We start from the raw sequence: 17,649 nt of genomic DNA, 5'->3' as shown, positions 1-17,649 counted from the left end.
CCAATTCTTAATAAAATCAACGCTGGCGCAGACGCTTGTGTCGATGGACATGCGGGGCGCTGTAGTACATCGTCTCGACGTGCACGTAGCTCTCGGCATGCGGGGTCGCCTCTTTCCACCCTTCCGCCTTGAAGGCATGGCATGGCAGTGCCTTGAGCGCCGCACGCTCGAGTGGAAGAAATCGCCGCCATGGCGTTGTTGCTCGCGTCGGAAGAAGACGGCAGAATCACCGGCGTTCTCCTCGATGTGAATGACGGCACGTCGATTTGATCGCATACCTTCCTCCGTCTCAGGGGGAGGCATCGCTTCGCAGGTTATGCCTTATATAATTGGTCCGGATTTGGAGAATCGAACGTGAACAGGGTATTAGAGAATCGGGTCGCGCTGGTGACGGGTGCCGCCTCGGGCATCGGGCAGGCAATCACACACGCTTATCTGGACGCGGGTGCGGAGATTCTGGCAGTCGATCGTAGTTCTTTCTCGGCGGAGGAATTGCGATGTTCCGGTATTGTTCCGTTACAAATAGATTTGACTGCACCAGACGCGGTCGATCGAGTTCTGGCGGTCGCGCAGGAACGCTGGGGGAGGCTCGACGTGCTGGTCAATAATGCGGGAATCGCTCCTTCCGCGCTCATTGAAGATACTAGTGATGAAACCTGGAACAACACAATACTGATAAACCTCACGCTCGTCTTTCGAATGTGTCGAAGTGCGCTACCGCTGCTGAAGCGTAGCGCGACAGGACGTATCATCAATATAGGGTCGATAATGTCGTCGTTCGGTGGCATCGGCCTTTCAGCTTATGCGGCAACGAAGCACGGCGTCGCTGGTCTGACGAAGAGCCTTGCATCCGAACTCGGTAAGTTTGGAATAACCGCTAACTACATTCAGCCCGGTGCCGTCCTCACCGGCATCACTCGTGATGCATTCGCACAAGATGATGCGTACCGCATATACTGGGAGAGCAAGGCCGCATTGGGAAGAATCGGGCAGCCGGGCGATATCGCGCCGGCAGCGGTATTCCTGGCCTCCGCTGGTGCTGGTTTTATCAGCGGGCAGGGGTTTGTCGTAGATGGCGGTAGCGTTCAGAGTGTGTAACTGCCGCTGATGGACGACTTGACGCGAGAGATCCCTAGTATGCAATACGCGCCGAATTTGCGGGACTTGGGCAAATATCGCAATGAGGAAGGGCAAATTCTCAGAAGCGGCTTGGTATATCGGCCTGACTCCCTGACGTATCTCGCTGATTCCAACCTCGAGACGCTGAGAGCACTGTCGATAGATTTCGTCATCGAGATACGCAGTGCACACATGAGTAGGTGTGGCAACTTAGTCACTGGTCGACGGCCGTGCTCCACGAGTCCTATCCTACGACATCAAGTTGACCTGTGAACTGGAAATCAGTCTTTGATCGCGTTGCTGCTGGCGCACGGCTACCTGGTTCAGCAGTTTCTCTCGCCGCTCCATAATTTCAGAGACGACGAATATGGTGGTAGTTTCGAGAATCGGCTGCGCCTTCCTCTCGAATTGCTGTCCGCGGTGCGCAGCGCGACCCCTTCCACCATGGCACTCGGAGTGCGGCTGAGTTCCGAACTCCTACCGGGAGGCATGGAGCCGGACGACGTGGCGCGGGTGGCTAGGGCCTTCGAGGAGCGTGGCCTGATCGATTTCGTCAATCTTACGATCGGTACGGATTACAACCCTCATAAGATCATCGGCGCAATGCACGAACCGGTGGGATATGAGTTGCCGTACGGTGAGCCGGTCAGGAAGGCGACGCGGCTGTAGGTGCTGGTCAGCGGGCGTTTCCGGACTCTCGAGGAAGCGGATCAGGTGATCTGCGCACGAGGGGTCGATCTGGTTGCATTAACACGGGCGCATATCGCTGATCCGGATTTGGTGCGCAAGACGAGATAGGGCGGACCGAGGAGATCAGACCTTGTATCGGCTGCAATCATGGATGTATCGGCGGTTTGTTGACCGCGGGTCGCATGGGATGCACCGTCAACGTTACGGTGGACAATGAGGCCGCCTTGTCCGAAGAGTTCATCGTGCGGTCACCCGGCTCCGAACGGTGCTCGTGGTCGGTGGCGGTCCGTCAGGTCTGGAAGCTGCCAGGGTGGCTGCGCTCGGAGGGCATCGGGTGATACTCGCCGAGGCTTCCAGCCGGCTGGGGTGGCGCCGTCAATGTCGCAAAGCGGGCGCCGCGCCGCATGGGTATCGGCGATATTACCGACTGGCTCGAGCGGGAAGTCTACCGTCAGGGCGCGCGAGCGGTCGTCGGGGATGCACGCAGTCCGCGATCCTCGAGGGGCACCTGGCGGGGCGTCGCACCTGATCTATAGAAAACACACATGATTGTTGGTATCTTTTCTCGTCGGCTGGGACGATCGCCTCCACAAGAGCGTTTTTTCGGGGCGACGCGCTGATGATCCTTCCTGGATCGGCATGGAAAATCCGCCGGTTCTCCGATGGTTGCCTGGAACTTGACTCGACGTCAATCAAGCGGTGCGCTGATTTCATGCTTCAGGATCTCTTGGAATGAACATTGCTGAGATGAGCGCCAGGCTGGCGGCATTCATTGACGAGCAGACCGGTGGCGCGTCGGAGGTCCGCGATCTGGAGCGCATGCCAGGCGGTTTCTCGTACGAGACATGGCGACTGACGGCAAGCTGGCTCGAACGCGGGGAGCGTAAAGTCTCCTCGCTCATCATGCGCAAGGCGCCGCGTGCGGGCTTGTTGGAGCCGTACGACGCAAGTGTCGAGTTCAGAGTCCTGAAGGCGCTCGCGGATTCGGGCGTTCCGACGCCGGAGGTGTATTGGTGCAATCCGACCGGCTCGGTTCTGGGAACGTCCTTTTACATCATGGAATTCATCGAAGGCGACGTGCCTCTGCCGTGGGGTGATGCCGTTCCCGAAGAGCAGCGGCTGGAAATCAAGCGCCAGTTCACGGACGTGCTGGCAAAACTCCACACCTTTGATTGGGAGGCGAAAGGACTTTCGTTCCTCGGCGTTCCGAAAGAACGGACGGACCCCGCTGCTCTCGCGCTCGATCGATGCGAGGAATTGCTTGATCGCGTCAAACTCAGACCACATCCTGTCCTGCGGGAAGTCATCCACTATCTGCGCGTCCGCAAGCCTTACTGCCCGAGACTGTCATTGGTTCACAACGACTATCGTATGGGAAATTTCGTCTGGCGCGACGGCAAGATACGTGCCGTGCTCGACTGGGAGCGGGTCTATATCGGTGATCCGATGGCCGATATCGCTTTTACGCGCCTTTTGCACCTGGCGGGCTGGTGCAGCATCAGTGGCGAGATGGCAGGCAGATACGAGCAGCGCTCGGGAATCGTCGTAGATGAGGACCGCGTGCGATATTGGACGCTTCTCGAGACGCTCAAAGCCGATCTGGTGGGGCTTACTGCCCTGAAGGTTTTCGCGGATGGAAGATCGTCCGACCTTCGACTGGTACAGATAGGAATAGATGCGATCGTGAACAATATTCCGGCCGAAGCTGAAGCCATAGGGCTCGGAAAATGATCGGACAAATGATTCCATTGAAACAAATGACGGCAGGCATGGCAGCCTGCATTCGAGAGTGGATTCTGCCGTATCTCAGCGACGCCATGGCTCGTATCCAGGCGGAGCAGTTGATCGTTCTGCTGAACGAGCTGCCGCGATCATTCGAGCCGGCGGCGCTCAAACGCATCAAGGCCGATACGGAGGAGGGGGCCTTGCTGCTCCGCAACGCAGGGGAGGCGATCGACTGCAGTGCCGATGGCTGGGATGTCGATCAGCTCATGGCCGAGAACGCCGAGGTGAAGGAGCGGCTCGAGGCCCTGGCGCAACGCTGTCGTGCAGTGTCGGAATCGGATGCAGCCTGCGAGCGGCTGCTCGAGATTCAGCGTTATTTCGTGCGAAGCGCGCGACGCGAGGGCGAGGGCGCCCAGACGCAGGTTTTCGCCGAACTGACGACCCGCGATCGTGACGGCAAGCAGGATCTTCGCAAAGAGGATTCCAAGAGCGCCCGACAAGATGGTCCCTGAGCATCGACAGGAACGGGCATGGGCTCGTTTCGTTGGATGTCCTGAGCGTCCGAGATGACCCCGCCCCGTGCTCCGGCGTCATTCGGGGCTGGCGACGGGATCCCGCCGGACGATAATTAAAATCAGGATAGACGGTTTTTATCGAGACAGTTATGACAAAGATGAGATCGGTGACACTCGTGGCTCCTCGAAGGTTCGAGATCGTCGAGGTGGACAAACCAGTCGTCGACCGCGATTCCGTGATCGTCAAGATAGAAGGTCATGGCATTTGCGGCAGCAACCTGCATTTCTGGTACGGCGGCGGATCGGCGAACGCGATGTCCTGTTATCCGATGCCAGGAGCCGGAGGACACGAATTCGCCGGCGTGGTGGTGGAAGCGGGTGAAGGCGTCGGCGCCGTCAAGGTCGGCGACCGGGTGGCCGTCGATTTCTTCCATAGCACATCCTGCGGCAGGTGTTCCTACTGCATGATGGGATGGACCAACCAATGCACCGGCCGACCGGCGCATTCGGTCGGTGGATTCGTGGAATACCTCAAGCTCTCCGAAAGAGGCTTACATCTCCTGCCGGATTCCATCGAGACGCATGCTGCGGCCATCGCGGAACCCGCCGCCGTTCCGGTCAGCGCGCTCAGGCGGGTCGGGCTCCATGGCGGAGAGCAGGTAGTGGTTCTGGGCTCCGGCGTCGTCGGGTTGGCCGCGATCGGGGCCGCCAAGGCGATGGGTGCAAGCCGCGTAGTAGCGACCGCAAAGCACGAGCAGCAGGCCGCCTTCGCGAGGCGGTTTGGCGCAGATGCGGTCGTGCGCAGCACGGACTCGAAATGCGTGGATGAGATCAGAGCGGAACTCGACGGTCTGGGGGCTGATATCGTCGTGGAGACTGTGGGTGGCCATGCGCCCACCCTGGACTATGCGACCGAAGTCGTCAGGCCTCGGGGAGAGGTGGTCGTGCTCGGCTTGTGGGACGAACTGGTGCCCATGGATTCCTGGAAGGCCGTGCTGAAGGATGTGACCTATCGCTTTTGCCTGACCTATGGGGCGCATGGAGTAAAGACGGATTTTGCTTACACGGTCGAGCTCATGGGCTCGCGGAAAGTTCCGATGCAGGATCTCATTACCCATGTATTACCACTGGATCGCATCAGCGAGGCCTTCGAGATCGCGGCAGACAAGAGCAGCGGTGCCGTCAAAGTCGTCCTGAGCCCTTGAGGGGAAGCATCATGACTGTCGATTTCCGCCTGGGTCCGTATTACTTCCAGACGGCCTATGTCGTCAGGGATCTCGCCGCCGCCGAGAAATGGTTCGGGCGAATATTGAGTGTCCCGGCATGGACGACGATGGAGATCGTTCTTGGGGAGGGATGCTACTACCGTGGAAAACCTGCGGATTCTTCCATGAAGCTATCGCTGGGGTATGCCGGGGATGTGCAGATCGAGCTGATCGAACCTGCCCGGGGGGCAAGCATCTATGAAGAATTCATCGAAAAGAAAGGCTATGGACTACACCATATTGCATTCTCCGTTCCGGATTTCGAAGAAGCCGTGAAAATGTTGACGAGTCGGGGGCTGACGGCAATGTCATCGGGCGTCCTCTCGGACGGAGGAGTGAAGTTTGCATACTTTGATTGTGAAGATGCGGGTGCATCGGTTATCGAGATTCTAGGCTTCGACGCGGCAACCACCGAATTCATGGAGAAGATGAAGGTGGATGCACGCGAGTCGATTGCCGCCCGGGCGGCCGCGCGCTCGTAGAGCCGGGAAACACAGAATTCCCGAACAGCCCGAAGTTGACTTCTTCCGTCTCGTGATTCATAGGAGTTGATCGACCATGACCGTACGCACTGAAGACGAATATCTGCATCGCACCTCGGATGAAAGCAAGGGACTGTTCAGCGACAATTTCTGGCTCTCCATCTGTGATCGAGAAGCGGATATTTTCGGTGTAAATCACATTCATGCCAGCCTGAACAAGGGTTACGCGCGGTTCAGCACGATGATGGTCATCGATGGCGTGGTTCAACCCTGGGCCAACAAGGTGGTCTTGCCCAATGTCCAGAAGTTCGACCGCCTGAGTGAAGGCCGGATGACATATGAGGTCGTCAAGCCGCTCGAGCAGATTCGTGTCACTTTCGATGGCCCAAAGTACGGCTTCGATCTTCTCTACAAAGGCCGCTTCCCGGTTTTCGATTACAATGACTGCATCGGCGGCAATCCGCTGACGAGCTCTGCTGAATACAACTATGGTGGTCACTATGAGCAGGGCATGCTGTGTACCGGCGAATTCGAAGTCAGAGCCGGCCCGCGGCAGGGCCGTCGCCAGATCAATTCATTTGCTCATCGGGATCATTCCTGGACCAATCGTTTCAGCCATGAAACGCCTTGGGAGCTCGCGCCGCTGAGCCACCGCGACAGCCTGTTTCATTTCTGGCCTTCGATTCAGACGGAAAGCATGCATCTGAACGCCTTTGGCTGGATGAATCCCGATTTCAAGCCGCCGTTCGAAGGAGCTCCCCGGTCCGGCGGCTTTCTGTCCGATGCCAATGGCAGCCACCCCATCGAAGGCGCCAGCTGCGAGATTCGTACCGAAGCCGATGGTCGCACTGCGATGAGCTTCCGGTACCGGTTCATTCTTCCCGGAGGGAAGGTCATTCACGTCAGGACCGGGCGCAAGTATGCCCACACGATGAATGGCTTGATGCGCGGCGAGAACGAGGCGGAGTGCACTCTGGATTGCTACGAGTCCTTTTTCGATTATGAGGTCGAGGAAACAGGAGAGAGGGGATATGGCTGCTCCGAATACTCGATCATTCCGCCGTACCCGCGCTGGAGATACTAGCTCGGCCTGCACCGTGCGCCGCTCGTGTTACGCAGGCGTCGATCCTGCGGATTGCCGGTGCATGAGCTGTTCACACGGATTCCTATCCAGCGGGATGCAAGATGAAGGAGGGCATCAATGGGTATACTTGATGGCAAAGTTGCCGTAATTACCGGCGGCAGCTCGAATATAGGCCTCGAGATCGGCCGTCGGTTCGCGGCCGAAGGCGCAAAGGTCATTGTTGCCGCTCGCGACGCAGACCGCCTGGAGAAGGCGGTTACCTCGATCGGTCACGGCGCGGTCGGCATCAGCGTCGATGTCGCGGATGAAACCCAGGTGAAGGCCCTCTTCGAGCCGTTGGATCGCGTGGATGTGCTGGTGACTTGCGCCGGAGGATGGGTATTCGGCGCGATCGACGAGTTGCCGCCGGCGCGGTGGGTAGAGCTTTTTGCCGGAAGATTCTTCGGCCAGATGTACGCCTGCCACTATGCCGTGCCCAAGATGCCTGCCGGCGGGTCGATCATGCTCTGTTCGGGGATTGCCGCGAAGGCGGCCATCGCTAACTACGCCGGCGGCACGGCGGTGTGCGGCGCGGTCAATTCCATGGGGCGCCAGCTCGCGTTCGAGTTGGCACCTCGCGGCATTCGGGTAAACGTCTTGTCTCCTGGCCTGATCCTCACGGACGAGGAGTACGAGCGCGCAATCGATGGCCAATTGCCCGATGACATAGTTCGCCGGAGCTTTATCGACAACTCGATTCCATTGAAGCGATCGGGAACGGCGCGCGATATGGCGGCAGCGGCGATGTTTCTCATCAATTGCGACTACGCGACCGGCATGATCCTGGATGTGGATGGCGGATGGACCACGGTCTAGTTTTACGGTGATGGTCTGCGTGAAGTGGCTTTCGCAGGAGAAAAGCGGTGCATAGCATTCAGGAAAAGGTTGTAGTCATCCTCGGCGCCGCGGGCGCCGGCAACATGGGTCAGGTGATGGCGCGCCGTTTCGCTCGCGAGGGGGCCAAAGTCATGGTGGCCGGGCGCAACAAGGACAATTTGCGGAATCTGGCGGATGAGATCGACGGGTCCAGCTGCGGTTGCGACATAACGAATCAGGCCGATCTTCGAGCTCTCGTGGCCGCAACGCTAGACCGGTTCGGTAAGCTCGATGTCGCCATAAACGCGACCGGCTATGGATTGCTGAAGCCGTTTCTCGAGACGACACGCGCCGATCTGGATTACATGACCGCGGTTCAGTTCACCGGTCCATTCCAGTTTTTCCAGGAAGTCCTCAAGGGAATGGCGGACAGCGGATCGATCATACAGATCTCTTCGGCTACGGCGACGATCATGCTCGATAACCATGCTGCCTACATGGGAACGAAGGCCGGTATCGATCATGTCATTCGGTGCATCGCCAATGAATACGGCGAGCGCGGTATCCGGGCAAATTCGATTTCACCCGGGCTGACCGATACGCCGATGACCTCGGAGGCGTTCCAAACTCCCGCTTTCGTTGAACTGTTCCGGAAAGAATATCCGCTCGGACGGATTGGCACGGTAGAGGATGTGGCCGAGGCCGCGCTGTGGCTCGCTTCCGATGCATGTTTCATGACTGGGCAGAATCTTCAGGTGAACGGCGGCTTGACGCTGCGGCGAAATCCTCGGCAGAAGGAAATCGAGGCGCTGTTAAGCTCGTCTGCCACATAGGGTTGATCCCTCACGGTCACTGTGGTTTGCACCTAGTGACGGCGGCCCGGTTCGGGAAATCCTTCGATACGAGGCCGGGCGCCATTACCTCACGCGGCGCGCTGCCCGGCCTCACCTTGCCCGCCAGCACGTCCCAGCCCTGGATCACGTGCGGCAGCCCAATGTTGGCGGTATCATGCGGCCGGCGAGGAGTGGAACCCGTGGCGATGACGATGGTATCCGGATAAAGTGATCTGATCATGTCCCGGTTCGTCGTCGTTTCCAGGCGAACACGCGCACCGAGCCGGCCGAGCTGATTTTCTTGAAAATAAATCTGATTCGATCAGGACGTTGCTGACGGTATGACGTGTGGTGAGCATCGTCGCGTGCACCGGCCGCAGCCATTCGATGAACCCTTCGAATGGACCCTTAATAAAGTGGTGCGTAGTCACAGGTTCCGCCTGGATGCCAGCAGAACTTGCCGATATCTTCATCCGTACGGTCCATGCTGCGGCAATCGCGGTGAATCACCTTGATGATGGCCTGTTTCGCGCCCAGTTCTTCCGATCCCAATGTTCTGATACCCATGTTCGATCTCCACAGTCGTTGATCGAGTCGTTACCTGCACGATCACAATCGCGCCACGGTACCGATGCCACTTGGATTGATTCCCAAAGTACTTAGATCTTCTGATGAAGGCTTGGAACTGATAATGTTACACTATACTATAAAAAAACAGGCACGATTGTTTATTAATGCTTTAGGCGCCGTTTGGTGGGCAGCCGGCAGCCGGCAGCCGGGAATGAATACGATGGCTGTGCTGCGTACCGCAGGGAGCGGATCAGCAGGGTTGTGCGGTCAATTATAGGCAGCAGACCTACGTTTTCCTGCCCAGGATGACGGGTATTTACGAGACGGTGGATCGACTAATAGTTAAGCATGTACTTAGGCGCTTCGTGACCAGCGAAAGGCGTAGCGGAAACCCGCTTTCGCTGACGTCTTCTTGTCGGTGGTTTGAGCGTCAATGGGCGGGGCTGCGACGCAACGGTACGTACAGTACGCAATCACCAATAGAAGGTGATGGGCGATGAGTGAGCAGCGATTCTCGGGGAAGGTTACGCTGGTCACAGGAGCGAGTTCCGGGATTGGCCGCGCAGCAGGCATCGCCCTGGCGCACGAGGGCGCTACCGTCATTGCCTGCCGCCAGGCGGCGTACGCAGGGATCGGCGGTTGCGCTGTTTCTGTTGTCCGATGCCGCAAGCTACATGACCGGGGCCGTCGTTGTGGCTGATGGCGGCTCCGTGGTGTACTGAACCGAGCCGAAGGTTTGCGGCTGGCTGTCCGGCGCGCCGCCGACTCGACGTGTGCAGGGCAGTGGTCCTGATATGGGTACGATCTTTTCGACGGAGTTTTTGGCGAGGGGAACGAAGATGAGAAACAGGTTCCATTTATTTGCATTGGGCGCGATGAGCGTGGTGGCGGCGCCGTCGTTGGCCCAGGAAACGGCGAGAGCGACTGAAACTGAGGGCGCACAACTCGAAGAAATCATTGTCCAGGCGCGCCGCCGGGCGGAAAGCATTCAGGACACGCCGGTCGCGGTGTCGGCGATCAACCGGGCGATGCTGGAACAGCGCTTCGCAAACACCCTGGCCGACCTGCAGGGCGTGGCGCCGAACGTGGTGCTGGACGCGGGTGGAGCGTTTGGACAGGCGGCGTACTTTGCGATCCGTGGCATCAGTTACCAGGATGTCGAGTCCAGTTTCGATCCGGCGATTGGCGTGACCATCGACGGCGTATTCATCGGGCGCAATATCGGTTCGTTGACCGATTTCTTCGATATCGAGCAGGTTGAGATCCTGCGCGGCCCGCAGGGTACCTTGTTCGGTCGTAACACCATCGGCGGGACAATCAACGTGCGCACGGCCCGCCCGTCGGGGCTGGAGGCGTATAAGGCAATCGTGACCTATGGCAATGAAGGCACACTCAATCTGCGCGCTTCCGCGGATCTGCCCTTGATCGACGGTAAGCTTGCGGCCAGGATTTCAGCGCTGTCATTGAGCTCGGATGGTTTCTGGAGGAACGAGTTCACGCCGCAGCCGACGGACGCGTCGTTCACCGATGTGACGGCCGTGCGCGCGTCTCTCAGATATACGCCGACGGCCGACTGGACCATTGACCTTATCGTCGACCATACGAGCGATCGCAGCGGCACGCAGGGATTCATCCCTGCTCACTCCACGACGCCGCTTTCGTGTTCGCCGGCACTGTCGGCCGCGGATTGCGCCATCGCGCAGCAGGCCATTCCGCAGGCTCAACAGAGCGTCTTTGCGGCGTTGGCGCTCGGTGCGGGCGTCCCGATTGCGGAAGTCGATCGTTTCACATCCGGGTTGAATCCCTATGTAACGAAGCCGGACGGCCAGTTCCGGCAGAACATCGAATCCAGCGGTGCGGTGCTGGATGTTACCTGGGACACCGATATCGGTACTCTGCGTTCGATCACGGGCTGGCGTATGAAATCGAAGCGACCGCCGGCGGTATGCTGATCGGCCTGCCCACCGCCACGGTAATAACGAATATCACGGGGCAGACATCCAAGTCGTACGCGGTGTACGCCGAGGGCACCTATAACTTTACCGACGCATTTTCCGCGACGCTCGGCGGGCGCGTTACCCGTGATGAGAAAGATTTTCATACGACAATCCTCTTCGCGTCCGGAGACTACGGCGGCGTGCGCTGCGTCGCGGCAGACATGGTTGGATTTACGCGGTGCGAGGCCGACTACGATTCGACCGAGACCACGCCGCGCGCCATCCTTCAGTACAAGTTTACCGATGATCTGAACGTCTATGGCAGCTATTCCAAGGGCTACAAGGCGGGTGGTTTCAGCGGTCGCGGCCAGACGCCGACCTCGATCGGTCCGTTCAAACCGGAAAAGGTCGATGCTTATGAGATCGGCATCAAGTCCAGCTGGTTCGAGCGGCGTCTGCGAGCAAATTTGACGGGTTTCTACAACAAATATGATGGCTTGCAGGTCGATATCGTGCAGCCGGAGCCGTTGTCTCCGACGGGCACGGAGACAATCGTCACGAACGCCGCCTCGGCCGAGACCCGTGGCGTGGAACTGGAAGTGTCCGCCAACGCAACGGACAGCCTGAGCTTCAATGTTGCCGTAGGTTATCTGGATGCGGAGTACAAGGGGCCTTTCGGCCCCTTTCGTGTGTTAGCTCTCGGTGAGCTGTAAGCGCTTTTCTATGCGCTCTATCCGTTCGGCTAATTTGTCATATCTCAGGTGTTGGTCGGCTATTTCGCTATAGCTGTGGGCATTGTCGCGTTTTAGGCCTGCAATGCCGGCTTCGATGTTAGTGATTCGGCTCTTTATTTCGCGCGCATCGTCTTTTAGGGTAGCGATGTCTGCGCGGATGGCGCGTAGATGCTCAATGATTAGGTTTTCTATGTTGGCCATGGGTGGTCCTCTAAGGGTTGACAGTATATCAGGATTGTGTTTCGTGGAGCGTCTTGTTGCGGTTTAGCTGCTGAGGCCGTGAAAGAAGATTAGTCCGTCGCGTAGCGCGATTGTTGACTGGCCGTATCCATGGTTGGAATGGTTTTCCACGCTGCCGTCTTCTCGGCGGATGAGCCATTCTAAGCGGCGTTATCAGGGTCTCCGACGATTTCTAGCGTCGATAGGTGGTCGACGTGGAAGGTGTAGAGCGTGGCACGGGCATCGGTGTATTTGAATCGTGGCATTTTCATGATTTTTTTCTTCATTGATGAGCGATCAACTATTGATTGTTCTACGTGAAACATCAGTTTAAAAAACAGCCCGCTCGCCCCAGGCGCAAACATTCTTTCCGCAGCGTTATTTGTGGTCGGTGAGATTCAGGTCGGAAAGATCCGTGACAGGTGCTTTGACCTGGCGCGGATCTTGTGAGCGGTGAGGGTGTCGAAGCGTTGCCGGCAGGCGTCTCGGCGACGGAATTGCCTCGGGCCGGGTCTACAGGAGGCGATATTGCTGCGGCTCTGCGAGTCGGCATTCTAATCCGAAGTTCTTTCTGAATTCCCCCGTTGGGTAATTAGTTAGCCGTTGCGGATCAGTGGCTTGCGAGTCTTGTGTGGTCTTTCTGCGCAAAATATGTACCCATGTAAATAGTTGCAACGGGGCCAATTTAGCGTAGAATACGCGCATGCATATCGATGTTGTACCCAACCGTAAGTCCCGCCCCGCCTACCTGCTGCGCGAGACGTTCCGCGAGGGAAACACGGTCAGGAAGCGCACGATCGCGAACTTGTCCAGCCTCACCGATGAGCAGATCCATGCCTTGCGCGCGATTCTCAAGGGTGAGCCCCTGTACCCACTCCAGACGCTGTTCAACGTCGTGGGATCGCAGGCACACGGCCACGTCGAGGCGGTGCGCCTGGCCATGACCAAGCTGCGCCTGAGTTCACTGCTGGGCACGAAGCCCTCACGCGAACGCGATCTGGTGCTGGCCATGCTGGCCGCCCGGGTGCTCTGCCCGCGCACCAAGCTCGCCACCACCCGCTGGTGGCACACCACCACCCTCGCGCAGGACTTCGGCGTGGCGGATGCGAGCGAGACGGAACTCTACGCCGCCATGGACTGGCTGCTCGAGCGCCAGGGCGCGATCCAGAAAAAGCTGGCCCAGCGGCATCTGGGTCCCGACAGCGTAGTGCTCTACGACCTGTCGTCGAGCTATTTCGAGGGAACCACCTGCCCGCTGGCGAAACTCGGCTACAGCCGCGACGGTAAGCGGGGGATGCTGCAGGTCAACTACGGCTTGCTCACCGACCGCCGGGGCTGTCCGGTCGCTGTATCGGTCTACGAGGGCAACACCTCAGACCCGCAAACGCTGATGCCGGAAATCGCGCGGCTGAAGCAGGAGTTTGGGGTCGAGCAGCTGGTGATGGTGGGTGATCGCGGCATGATCTCCCAGAAAGCCATCCATACGTTGACGAATGAACAAGGCGTACGCTGGATCACCGCGCTCAAGAGCACCTCCATCCGCACGCTGGTGAACCAGGGACATGTGCAGTTGGATCTGTTCGACGAGCGCAATCTGTTCGAGCTTGAGCACCCCGATTATCCCGGTGAACGCCTGGTTGCCTGCCGTAACCCGGCGCTCGCGCAACTGCGCGCACACAAGCGCGAAGAGCTGTTGTGCGCCACCGAAAAGCAGCTCGAGAAGATCCGCGCGTCCGTGGCCAAGGGGCGCTTGCGAGGCCAAGATAACATCGGTGTGCGGGTTGGCCGCATAGTCAATCAATACAAGATGGCCAAGCACTTCGCACTCGATATCCGCGAGGATCTCTTCGGCTTCGAGCGCAAGACCGACGGTATCGAAACCGAAGCCCGCCTCGATGGGCTCTATGTCATCCGCACCAGCGTCCCGGCCCAGATCATGGACGCGGCCGAATGCGTGCGCCAATACAAATCGTTGGCTCAAGTAGAGCGCGCGTTCCGAACGCTGAAGAGCGTGGATCTGCGCATCCGGCCGATCCATCATCGGCTCGCCGAGCGAGTACGCGCACATATCCTGCTGTGCGTACTGGCCTACTACATCGAATGGCACATGCGCGAAGCCTGGCGCGAGCTGCTGTTTGCGGACGAAGACCAGGCCGCCAAAGCCACGCGCGATCCGGTGGCGCCGGCGAAGCGCTCTGAGGCCGCGAAACGCAAAGCCCTGACGGGTCGGCTTCCCGACGCAACGCCCGCCCACAGCTTCTCAACGCTCCTGGCGGAGTTGTCCACGATCGTGCGAAATACCTGCCGCGCCGCGCTGCCCGGCGAGTCGACATCCACGTTCGCCGCGGTGACCACCGCGAACTCGAAACAACAGCGCGCACTGGAGTTGTTGCAGAAGATCACCGTGTAGCCAGGCGCGAGCACCCCAGGCTCAGGTTAAGTATCTGAGCCTGCGAATAAATTTACTCTTTCTTCACAAGAACTTCAGTCTAATTCCCGGATTTGCTGTGACCTGTACGGGATGGCGCGCAGTTCTCCGGGGCGGATCTCCGCGTTTTCTGGCGTCCAAATGGATCCGCGTCGGATGATGAATCCTTCGAATTCCGGATCGATTGTTCCAAGTTCGCCATGTAAGCGGATGCTGATTAGGGCGGCTGCTTGGCGTGGTATTTGTCCGGCGCGTTTCCAGCGTCGCGCCGTGTCGATGTGGGTGCCGCTGAGTGCTGCCAGTTGCCACGCTGGCAGTCCGTAGGTGGAATTGTCCATTGTTATGCAGGATTTCCTGTGATTGGACCCGCCTAATTTCCTAGGAATGGGACCACTCGATTTCCTGGGAATGGACCCACCCAATTTCCTCGCAATGGGACCACCCGCCGGAGCTGCTTTTCGAGCCCGGCGGCGCGCGCTGTTGCGCGCCGCCGCGGCCTCAGGAGCGAAACGGCGATGTCAACCCAGGCGATGTCCTATTCGGGGGTAAGCCCCGGAGCGAGCCCCGCCCCCCGGGCGCTCGATCGTGGCGCAGCGCCTTCTACGGCGAGCACCGTCGTTTCCGCAATCACCACCCAGTCGCGGGCGCCGGCCCGCTCACACAGCCAATCCGCTTATCGTCGTGCAATTTGCTCGCACGGGGAGAACTGGATGGCGCGGAGGGAATTGACGGTGCAGAGATATGAAGAAATCAAACGACGGCTCGCCGAGGGCCGCAGCGTACGTGAGATCGCGAGCGCGTTGAGTTGCTCACGCCGCCTGGTGCGCGAGATCCGCGACGGCGTGCGCGTGACACACGCGATCGCCGCGAGTCCGGATCCACTGTGGATGTCGCAGCTGGATTGGCCGGTGATCATTCACGATCTGGGGCTGGGTCATCCGCTGAAGTTCATTTGGGAAGAAAAGGCGCAGACGCTGACGACGTACTCCAACTTCTGGAAGCAGTTTTATCGCAAGTTCCCGCAGTGTCGCAACGCCAGCGTTACCGCCCGAACGTTCGAGCCCGGGGAGCGCGTCGAAGTCGATTACGCCGGCGATCCGATCGAGTGGTACGACATCAAGACCGGCGAAATCCACAAAGCTTATGTGTTCGTGTCCGGCCTGGGCTTCAGCCAATTGCTGTTTGCCTGGGCGGCGGAGGATATGAAGAGCCGCAACTGGATCGCCAGCCATCGACGCATGTACGCCTATTACAACGGCGTGCCTCACGTCACCGTACCTGATTGTTTGCGGCAAGGGGTCGTCAAATGTCACTTGTACGACCCCGATCTGAACGAAAACTATGCACACATGGCCGCGCATTTTTCCACGGCAATCGTTCCGGCGCGCGTCAGAAGGCCGAAGGACAAGGCGATCGTCGAGGGACTGGTAAAAATCCTCGGTCGCTACTTTCGCTTCCGCTTTCGTCACTCACGATTTACCTGCATCGCCGAGATCAATCGAGCGCTCATGGTATGCGTTGAGCGGATCAATGACCAGCGGCACCGACGCTTTGGCGTCTCGCGCCGCGAACGCTTCGAGACAATCGAAAGGGCCGCGCTCAAGGCGTTGCCCACAGCCGAGTACGATGGCGGGGAGTGGAAGGAGGCGAAACTGCATCCCGATTGCTTCCTCGCCGTGGAAGGCGATTACTACAGCGCGCCGCACATCCATCGTCATAAAACGCTACGAATCAAGCTCACCGATAACCAGGTCGAGATCTTCCTGAACCTGGAACGCCTGGCGGTCCATCCACGCTGCCGCATGAAATCCGGCCAGCGGATCAAGATCAAGGAACACTTCCCGCCGAACTCCGATGCCTATTACGAGTCGACACCGCAGCGGCTGTTGTCACAGTCGCGTTTTATCCACGCCGATCTTCACGCGCTCTTCATCGAGTTGTTCAACGACGACGTTTTTGCACATATCCGTCGCGCCATGGGGCTGGTCTCGGCATGCACCAAAGAGATCAATCTTGTTGGACACGAACTTGCCAGCGTACGTATCGCCGCAGCCATTGCCGCCATGCGCCGCTACAACCGGATCCGTGTCCCGTACTTCAAGGAATTGCTCGCTCAGGCGCGTAAACAATCGATGAACTCCCAGCCCGAGCGCGACATCGTGCGCAAGCCCGGCAATCCCATGCTCCGGTACGTTGGCGGCGCAGCGCTGCAGGCCGCTGACAAACCTTCTCTCTCATCTACTGCAGCCCAGGAGAATCTACCGCTATGAGTATTGCCATGGTAAAAAATCAGTTGGCCGAGATGAAGCTGCTCGGTATGCTCGGCGTGCTGGACAACGCACTCGCCGAGGCCACCCGCGATCAGCTCAGTAGCAGCGAGTTGCTCAATCAGTTGGTGCAAGCCGAAGTCGATTACCGGCAACAGCGTAAAACCGCTAATCGCATCAAAGCCGCCCGGTTCCGCGATCGTCCGGCCTTCGAAGACTTCGACTTCACCGCGAAGCGTTCGCTCACTCGAGCACAGATCAAAGAGATCCAAAGCCTCGACTGGCTCGCAGATGCACGGCCACTGATGCTCCTCGGACCCACTGGCGTCGGCAAGACCTTCGTGGCGCAGGCCGCGGGACTTCACGCGTGTGCTACCGGGAAATCCGTCATGTTCACCAGCATCACCAAGTGGCTCGAGAATCTCAATCTGGCACGCTCCAGCGGCACGTATCTGCGCTATCGGGACAAGCTCGCCAAGTTAGATCTGATCATCTTTGATGAGATGGGCAGCCGCAAACTGACCGCCACCGAGGCTCAGGATCTATGCGAGATCCTGGAAGAGCGATCGAGCAGCAAATCCGTGGTGTTCACCTCCCAGTTGCCCCTCGCTCACTGGAGCGAGGTGATCGCGGACACCGTCATCGCAGACGCCATCTTCGATCGGCTGCAGCACTCGGCGCTGACCATCGAGGTCACCGGCGAGAGCTACCGCGGTGTCAAGGCCAAGAAACTTGCTTCGCGCAAAAAGGACGCGTAAAACTCCTCGCCAGCGGCTCCGCCGGTAACCCACGCAAGGTGGGTCCAATCAGAGGAAATCGGGCGGGTCCATTGCGCGAAATCCTGCAGTTAAATGGCTAAAGGACGGCGATTAGCTGTAAATCTTTAATTTTAGGCGGCTAATAGCCTCATACGTTTTTTACCATAA

Annotated in this window: 20 protein-coding genes; 16 read left to right on the top strand and 4 right to left on the bottom strand. The window is 58.7% G+C overall.

The genetic code is table 11. From position 1 onward, the window contains the following. The first annotated feature begins 354 nt into the window (after window positions 1–354). The 10 genes from ACG33_RS07910 to ACG33_RS07870 all read left to right on the top strand — a co-directional run bounded on the left by ACG33_RS07910 (window position 355) and on the right by ACG33_RS07870 (window position 8,568). The gene (locus tag ACG33_RS07910) at window positions 355–1,098 is read left to right on the top strand and encodes an SDR family NAD(P)-dependent oxidoreductase (protein ID WP_066920184.1); all 744 of its coding nucleotides are present in this window, start codon (window positions 355–357) and stop codon (window positions 1,096–1,098) included. Window positions 1,099–1,107: 9 nt separating this feature from the next. Beyond that, on the top strand, window positions 1,108–1,392 hold the full coding sequence (locus tag ACG33_RS17040; RefSeq protein WP_083536588.1) for a tyrosine-protein phosphatase: 285 nt from the start codon (window positions 1,108–1,110) through the stop codon (window positions 1,390–1,392). A 15-nt stretch (window positions 1,393–1,407) separates the two neighbouring features. Next, on the top strand, window positions 1,408–1,788 hold the full coding sequence (locus tag ACG33_RS07905) for an oxidoreductase (protein WP_066920182.1): 381 nt from the start codon (window positions 1,408–1,410) through the stop codon (window positions 1,786–1,788). A gap of 753 nt (window positions 1,789–2,541) precedes the next feature. Beyond that, window positions 2,542–3,540 (top strand): phosphotransferase family protein, encoded by a 999-nt coding sequence (locus ACG33_RS07900; protein ID WP_066920177.1) that lies wholly within the window; start codon window positions 2,542–2,544, stop codon window positions 3,538–3,540. A gap of 8 nt (window positions 3,541–3,548) precedes the next feature. Further along, window positions 3,549–4,046, top strand: a complete 498-nt coding sequence (locus ACG33_RS07895; RefSeq protein ID WP_157071712.1) for a hypothetical protein — start codon at window positions 3,549–3,551, stop codon at window positions 4,044–4,046. Between the two features lie 152 nt (window positions 4,047–4,198). Beyond that, window positions 4,199–5,254 carry a zinc-dependent alcohol dehydrogenase gene (locus tag ACG33_RS07890; protein WP_066920175.1) on the top strand — a complete coding sequence of 352 codons (1,056 nt, stop codon included), beginning with the start codon at window positions 4,199–4,201 and terminating at the stop codon, window positions 5,252–5,254. 11 nt (window positions 5,255–5,265) lie between these two features. Next, on the top strand, window positions 5,266–5,796 hold the full coding sequence (locus ACG33_RS07885; RefSeq protein WP_066920174.1) for a VOC family protein: 531 nt from the start codon (window positions 5,266–5,268) through the stop codon (window positions 5,794–5,796). Window positions 5,797–5,872: 76 nt separating this feature from the next. Then, a complete protein-coding gene (locus ACG33_RS07880; protein WP_066920173.1) occupies window positions 5,873–6,880 on the top strand; it encodes a hypothetical protein in 1,008 nt (335 codons plus the stop codon). A gap of 117 nt (window positions 6,881–6,997) precedes the next feature. Further along, window positions 6,998–7,735: an SDR family NAD(P)-dependent oxidoreductase gene (locus ACG33_RS07875; protein WP_066920172.1), complete on the top strand. Its 738-nt coding sequence runs from the start codon at window positions 6,998–7,000 to the stop codon at window positions 7,733–7,735. Between the two features lie 47 nt (window positions 7,736–7,782). After that, on the top strand, window positions 7,783–8,568 hold the full coding sequence (locus ACG33_RS07870; protein ID WP_083536586.1) for an SDR family oxidoreductase: 786 nt from the start codon (window positions 7,783–7,785) through the stop codon (window positions 8,566–8,568). 16 nt (window positions 8,569–8,584) lie between these two features. Here ACG33_RS07870 and ACG33_RS07865 read toward each other — a convergent pair whose 3' ends face one another. Then, entirely contained in the window at window positions 8,585–8,809 is a 225-nt protein-coding gene (locus ACG33_RS07865) for a hypothetical protein (RefSeq protein ID WP_066920171.1), read from the bottom strand. A gap of 167 nt (window positions 8,810–8,976) precedes the next feature. Next, window positions 8,977–9,135, bottom strand: a complete 159-nt coding sequence (locus tag ACG33_RS16065) for a hypothetical protein (RefSeq protein ID WP_157071711.1) — start codon at window positions 9,133–9,135, stop codon at window positions 8,977–8,979. Window positions 9,136–9,638: 503 nt separating this feature from the next. Between ACG33_RS16065 and ACG33_RS16490 the strand changes: the two genes are divergently transcribed. From ACG33_RS16490 to ACG33_RS07855, 3 genes are all read left to right on the top strand, one after another. After that, window positions 9,639–9,860 (top strand): hypothetical protein, encoded by a 222-nt coding sequence (locus ACG33_RS16490; protein WP_210398973.1) that lies wholly within the window; start codon window positions 9,639–9,641, stop codon window positions 9,858–9,860. A gap of 117 nt (window positions 9,861–9,977) precedes the next feature. Then, the gene (locus tag ACG33_RS07860; RefSeq protein WP_168160046.1) at window positions 9,978–11,090 is read left to right on the top strand and encodes a TonB-dependent receptor; all 1,113 of its coding nucleotides are present in this window, start codon (window positions 9,978–9,980) and stop codon (window positions 11,088–11,090) included. After that, entirely contained in the window at window positions 11,084–11,788 is a 705-nt protein-coding gene (locus tag ACG33_RS07855) for a TonB-dependent receptor (RefSeq protein WP_066920166.1), read from the top strand. The genes ACG33_RS07860 and ACG33_RS07855 overlap by 7 nt, the downstream gene beginning before the upstream one ends. On the opposite strand, the gene ACG33_RS07850 is transcribed toward ACG33_RS07855, so the two are convergent. After that, window positions 11,768–12,010, bottom strand: coding sequence for a hypothetical protein (locus ACG33_RS07850; RefSeq protein WP_066920165.1), 243 nt, complete (start codon window positions 12,008–12,010; stop codon window positions 11,768–11,770). The genes ACG33_RS07855 and ACG33_RS07850 overlap by 21 nt on opposite strands. 721 nt (window positions 12,011–12,731) lie before the next feature. Here ACG33_RS07850 and ACG33_RS07840 point away from each other — a divergent pair. After that, window positions 12,732–14,438 carry an IS1634 family transposase gene (locus ACG33_RS07840; RefSeq protein ID WP_066918020.1) on the top strand — a complete coding sequence of 569 codons (1,707 nt, stop codon included), beginning with the start codon at window positions 12,732–12,734 and terminating at the stop codon, window positions 14,436–14,438. 74 nt (window positions 14,439–14,512) lie between these two features. Here ACG33_RS07840 and ACG33_RS07835 read toward each other — a convergent pair whose 3' ends face one another. Beyond that, window positions 14,513–14,794, bottom strand: a complete 282-nt coding sequence (locus ACG33_RS07835) for a hypothetical protein (RefSeq protein ID WP_066920158.1) — start codon at window positions 14,792–14,794, stop codon at window positions 14,513–14,515. 393 nt (window positions 14,795–15,187) lie between these two features. On the opposite strand from ACG33_RS07835, the gene istA reads away from it, so the two are divergent. Both istA and istB read left to right on the top strand, forming a co-directional pair. Next, window positions 15,188–16,726 (top strand): IS21 family transposase, encoded by a 1,539-nt coding sequence (gene istA / locus ACG33_RS07830; protein ID WP_168159999.1) that lies wholly within the window; start codon window positions 15,188–15,190, stop codon window positions 16,724–16,726. Then, complete coding sequence (gene istB, locus ACG33_RS07825) at window positions 16,723–17,481, top strand: IS21-like element helper ATPase IstB (RefSeq protein WP_066918470.1); 759 nt, start codon at window positions 16,723–16,725, stop codon at window positions 17,479–17,481. Before istA ends, istB begins: the two co-directional genes overlap by 4 nt. Window positions 17,482–17,649: the final 168 nt, after the last annotated feature.

This window comes from Steroidobacter denitrificans (assembly GCF_001579945.1).
In the GTDB taxonomy this organism is placed as follows: domain Bacteria; phylum Pseudomonadota; class Gammaproteobacteria; order Steroidobacterales; family Steroidobacteraceae; genus Steroidobacter; species Steroidobacter denitrificans.
This window is presented reverse-complemented; position numbering and strand designations above follow the sequence as displayed.

Excerpts from the sequence above, each read along its gene's own strand:
- ACG33_RS07900 (WP_066920177.1), top strand. The coding sequence starts at position 2,542 with ATGAACATTGCTGAGATGAGCGCCAGGCTGGCGGCATTCATTGACGAG.
- ACG33_RS07860 (WP_168160046.1), top strand. The coding sequence starts at position 9,978 with ATGAGAAACAGGTTCCATTTATTTGCATTGGGCGCGATGAGCGTGGTG.
- ACG33_RS07835 (WP_066920158.1), bottom strand. The coding sequence starts at position 14,794 with ATGGACAATTCCACCTACGGACTGCCAGCGTGGCAACTGGCAGCACTC.
- ACG33_RS07890 (WP_066920175.1), top strand. The coding sequence starts at position 4,199 with ATGACAAAGATGAGATCGGTGACACTCGTGGCTCCTCGAAGGTTCGAG.
- ACG33_RS07855 (WP_066920166.1), top strand. The coding sequence starts at position 11,084 with ATGCTGATCGGCCTGCCCACCGCCACGGTAATAACGAATATCACGGGG.
- ACG33_RS17040 (WP_083536588.1), top strand. The coding sequence starts at position 1,108 with ATGGACGACTTGACGCGAGAGATCCCTAGTATGCAATACGCGCCGAAT.
- ACG33_RS07895 (WP_157071712.1), top strand. The coding sequence starts at position 3,549 with ATGATTCCATTGAAACAAATGACGGCAGGCATGGCAGCCTGCATTCGA.
- ACG33_RS07840 (WP_066918020.1), top strand. The coding sequence starts at position 12,732 with ATGCATATCGATGTTGTACCCAACCGTAAGTCCCGCCCCGCCTACCTG.
- ACG33_RS07880 (WP_066920173.1), top strand. The coding sequence starts at position 5,873 with ATGACCGTACGCACTGAAGACGAATATCTGCATCGCACCTCGGATGAA.
- ACG33_RS16065 (WP_157071711.1), bottom strand. The coding sequence starts at position 9,135 with ATGGGTATCAGAACATTGGGATCGGAAGAACTGGGCGCGAAACAGGCC.
- istB (WP_066918470.1), top strand. The coding sequence starts at position 16,723 with ATGAGTATTGCCATGGTAAAAAATCAGTTGGCCGAGATGAAGCTGCTC.
- ACG33_RS07865 (WP_066920171.1), bottom strand. The coding sequence starts at position 8,809 with ATGATCAGATCACTTTATCCGGATACCATCGTCATCGCCACGGGTTCC.
- ACG33_RS07875 (WP_066920172.1), top strand. The coding sequence starts at position 6,998 with ATGGGTATACTTGATGGCAAAGTTGCCGTAATTACCGGCGGCAGCTCG.
- ACG33_RS07850 (WP_066920165.1), bottom strand. The coding sequence starts at position 12,010 with ATGGCCAACATAGAAAACCTAATCATTGAGCATCTACGCGCCATCCGC.
- ACG33_RS07885 (WP_066920174.1), top strand. The coding sequence starts at position 5,266 with ATGACTGTCGATTTCCGCCTGGGTCCGTATTACTTCCAGACGGCCTAT.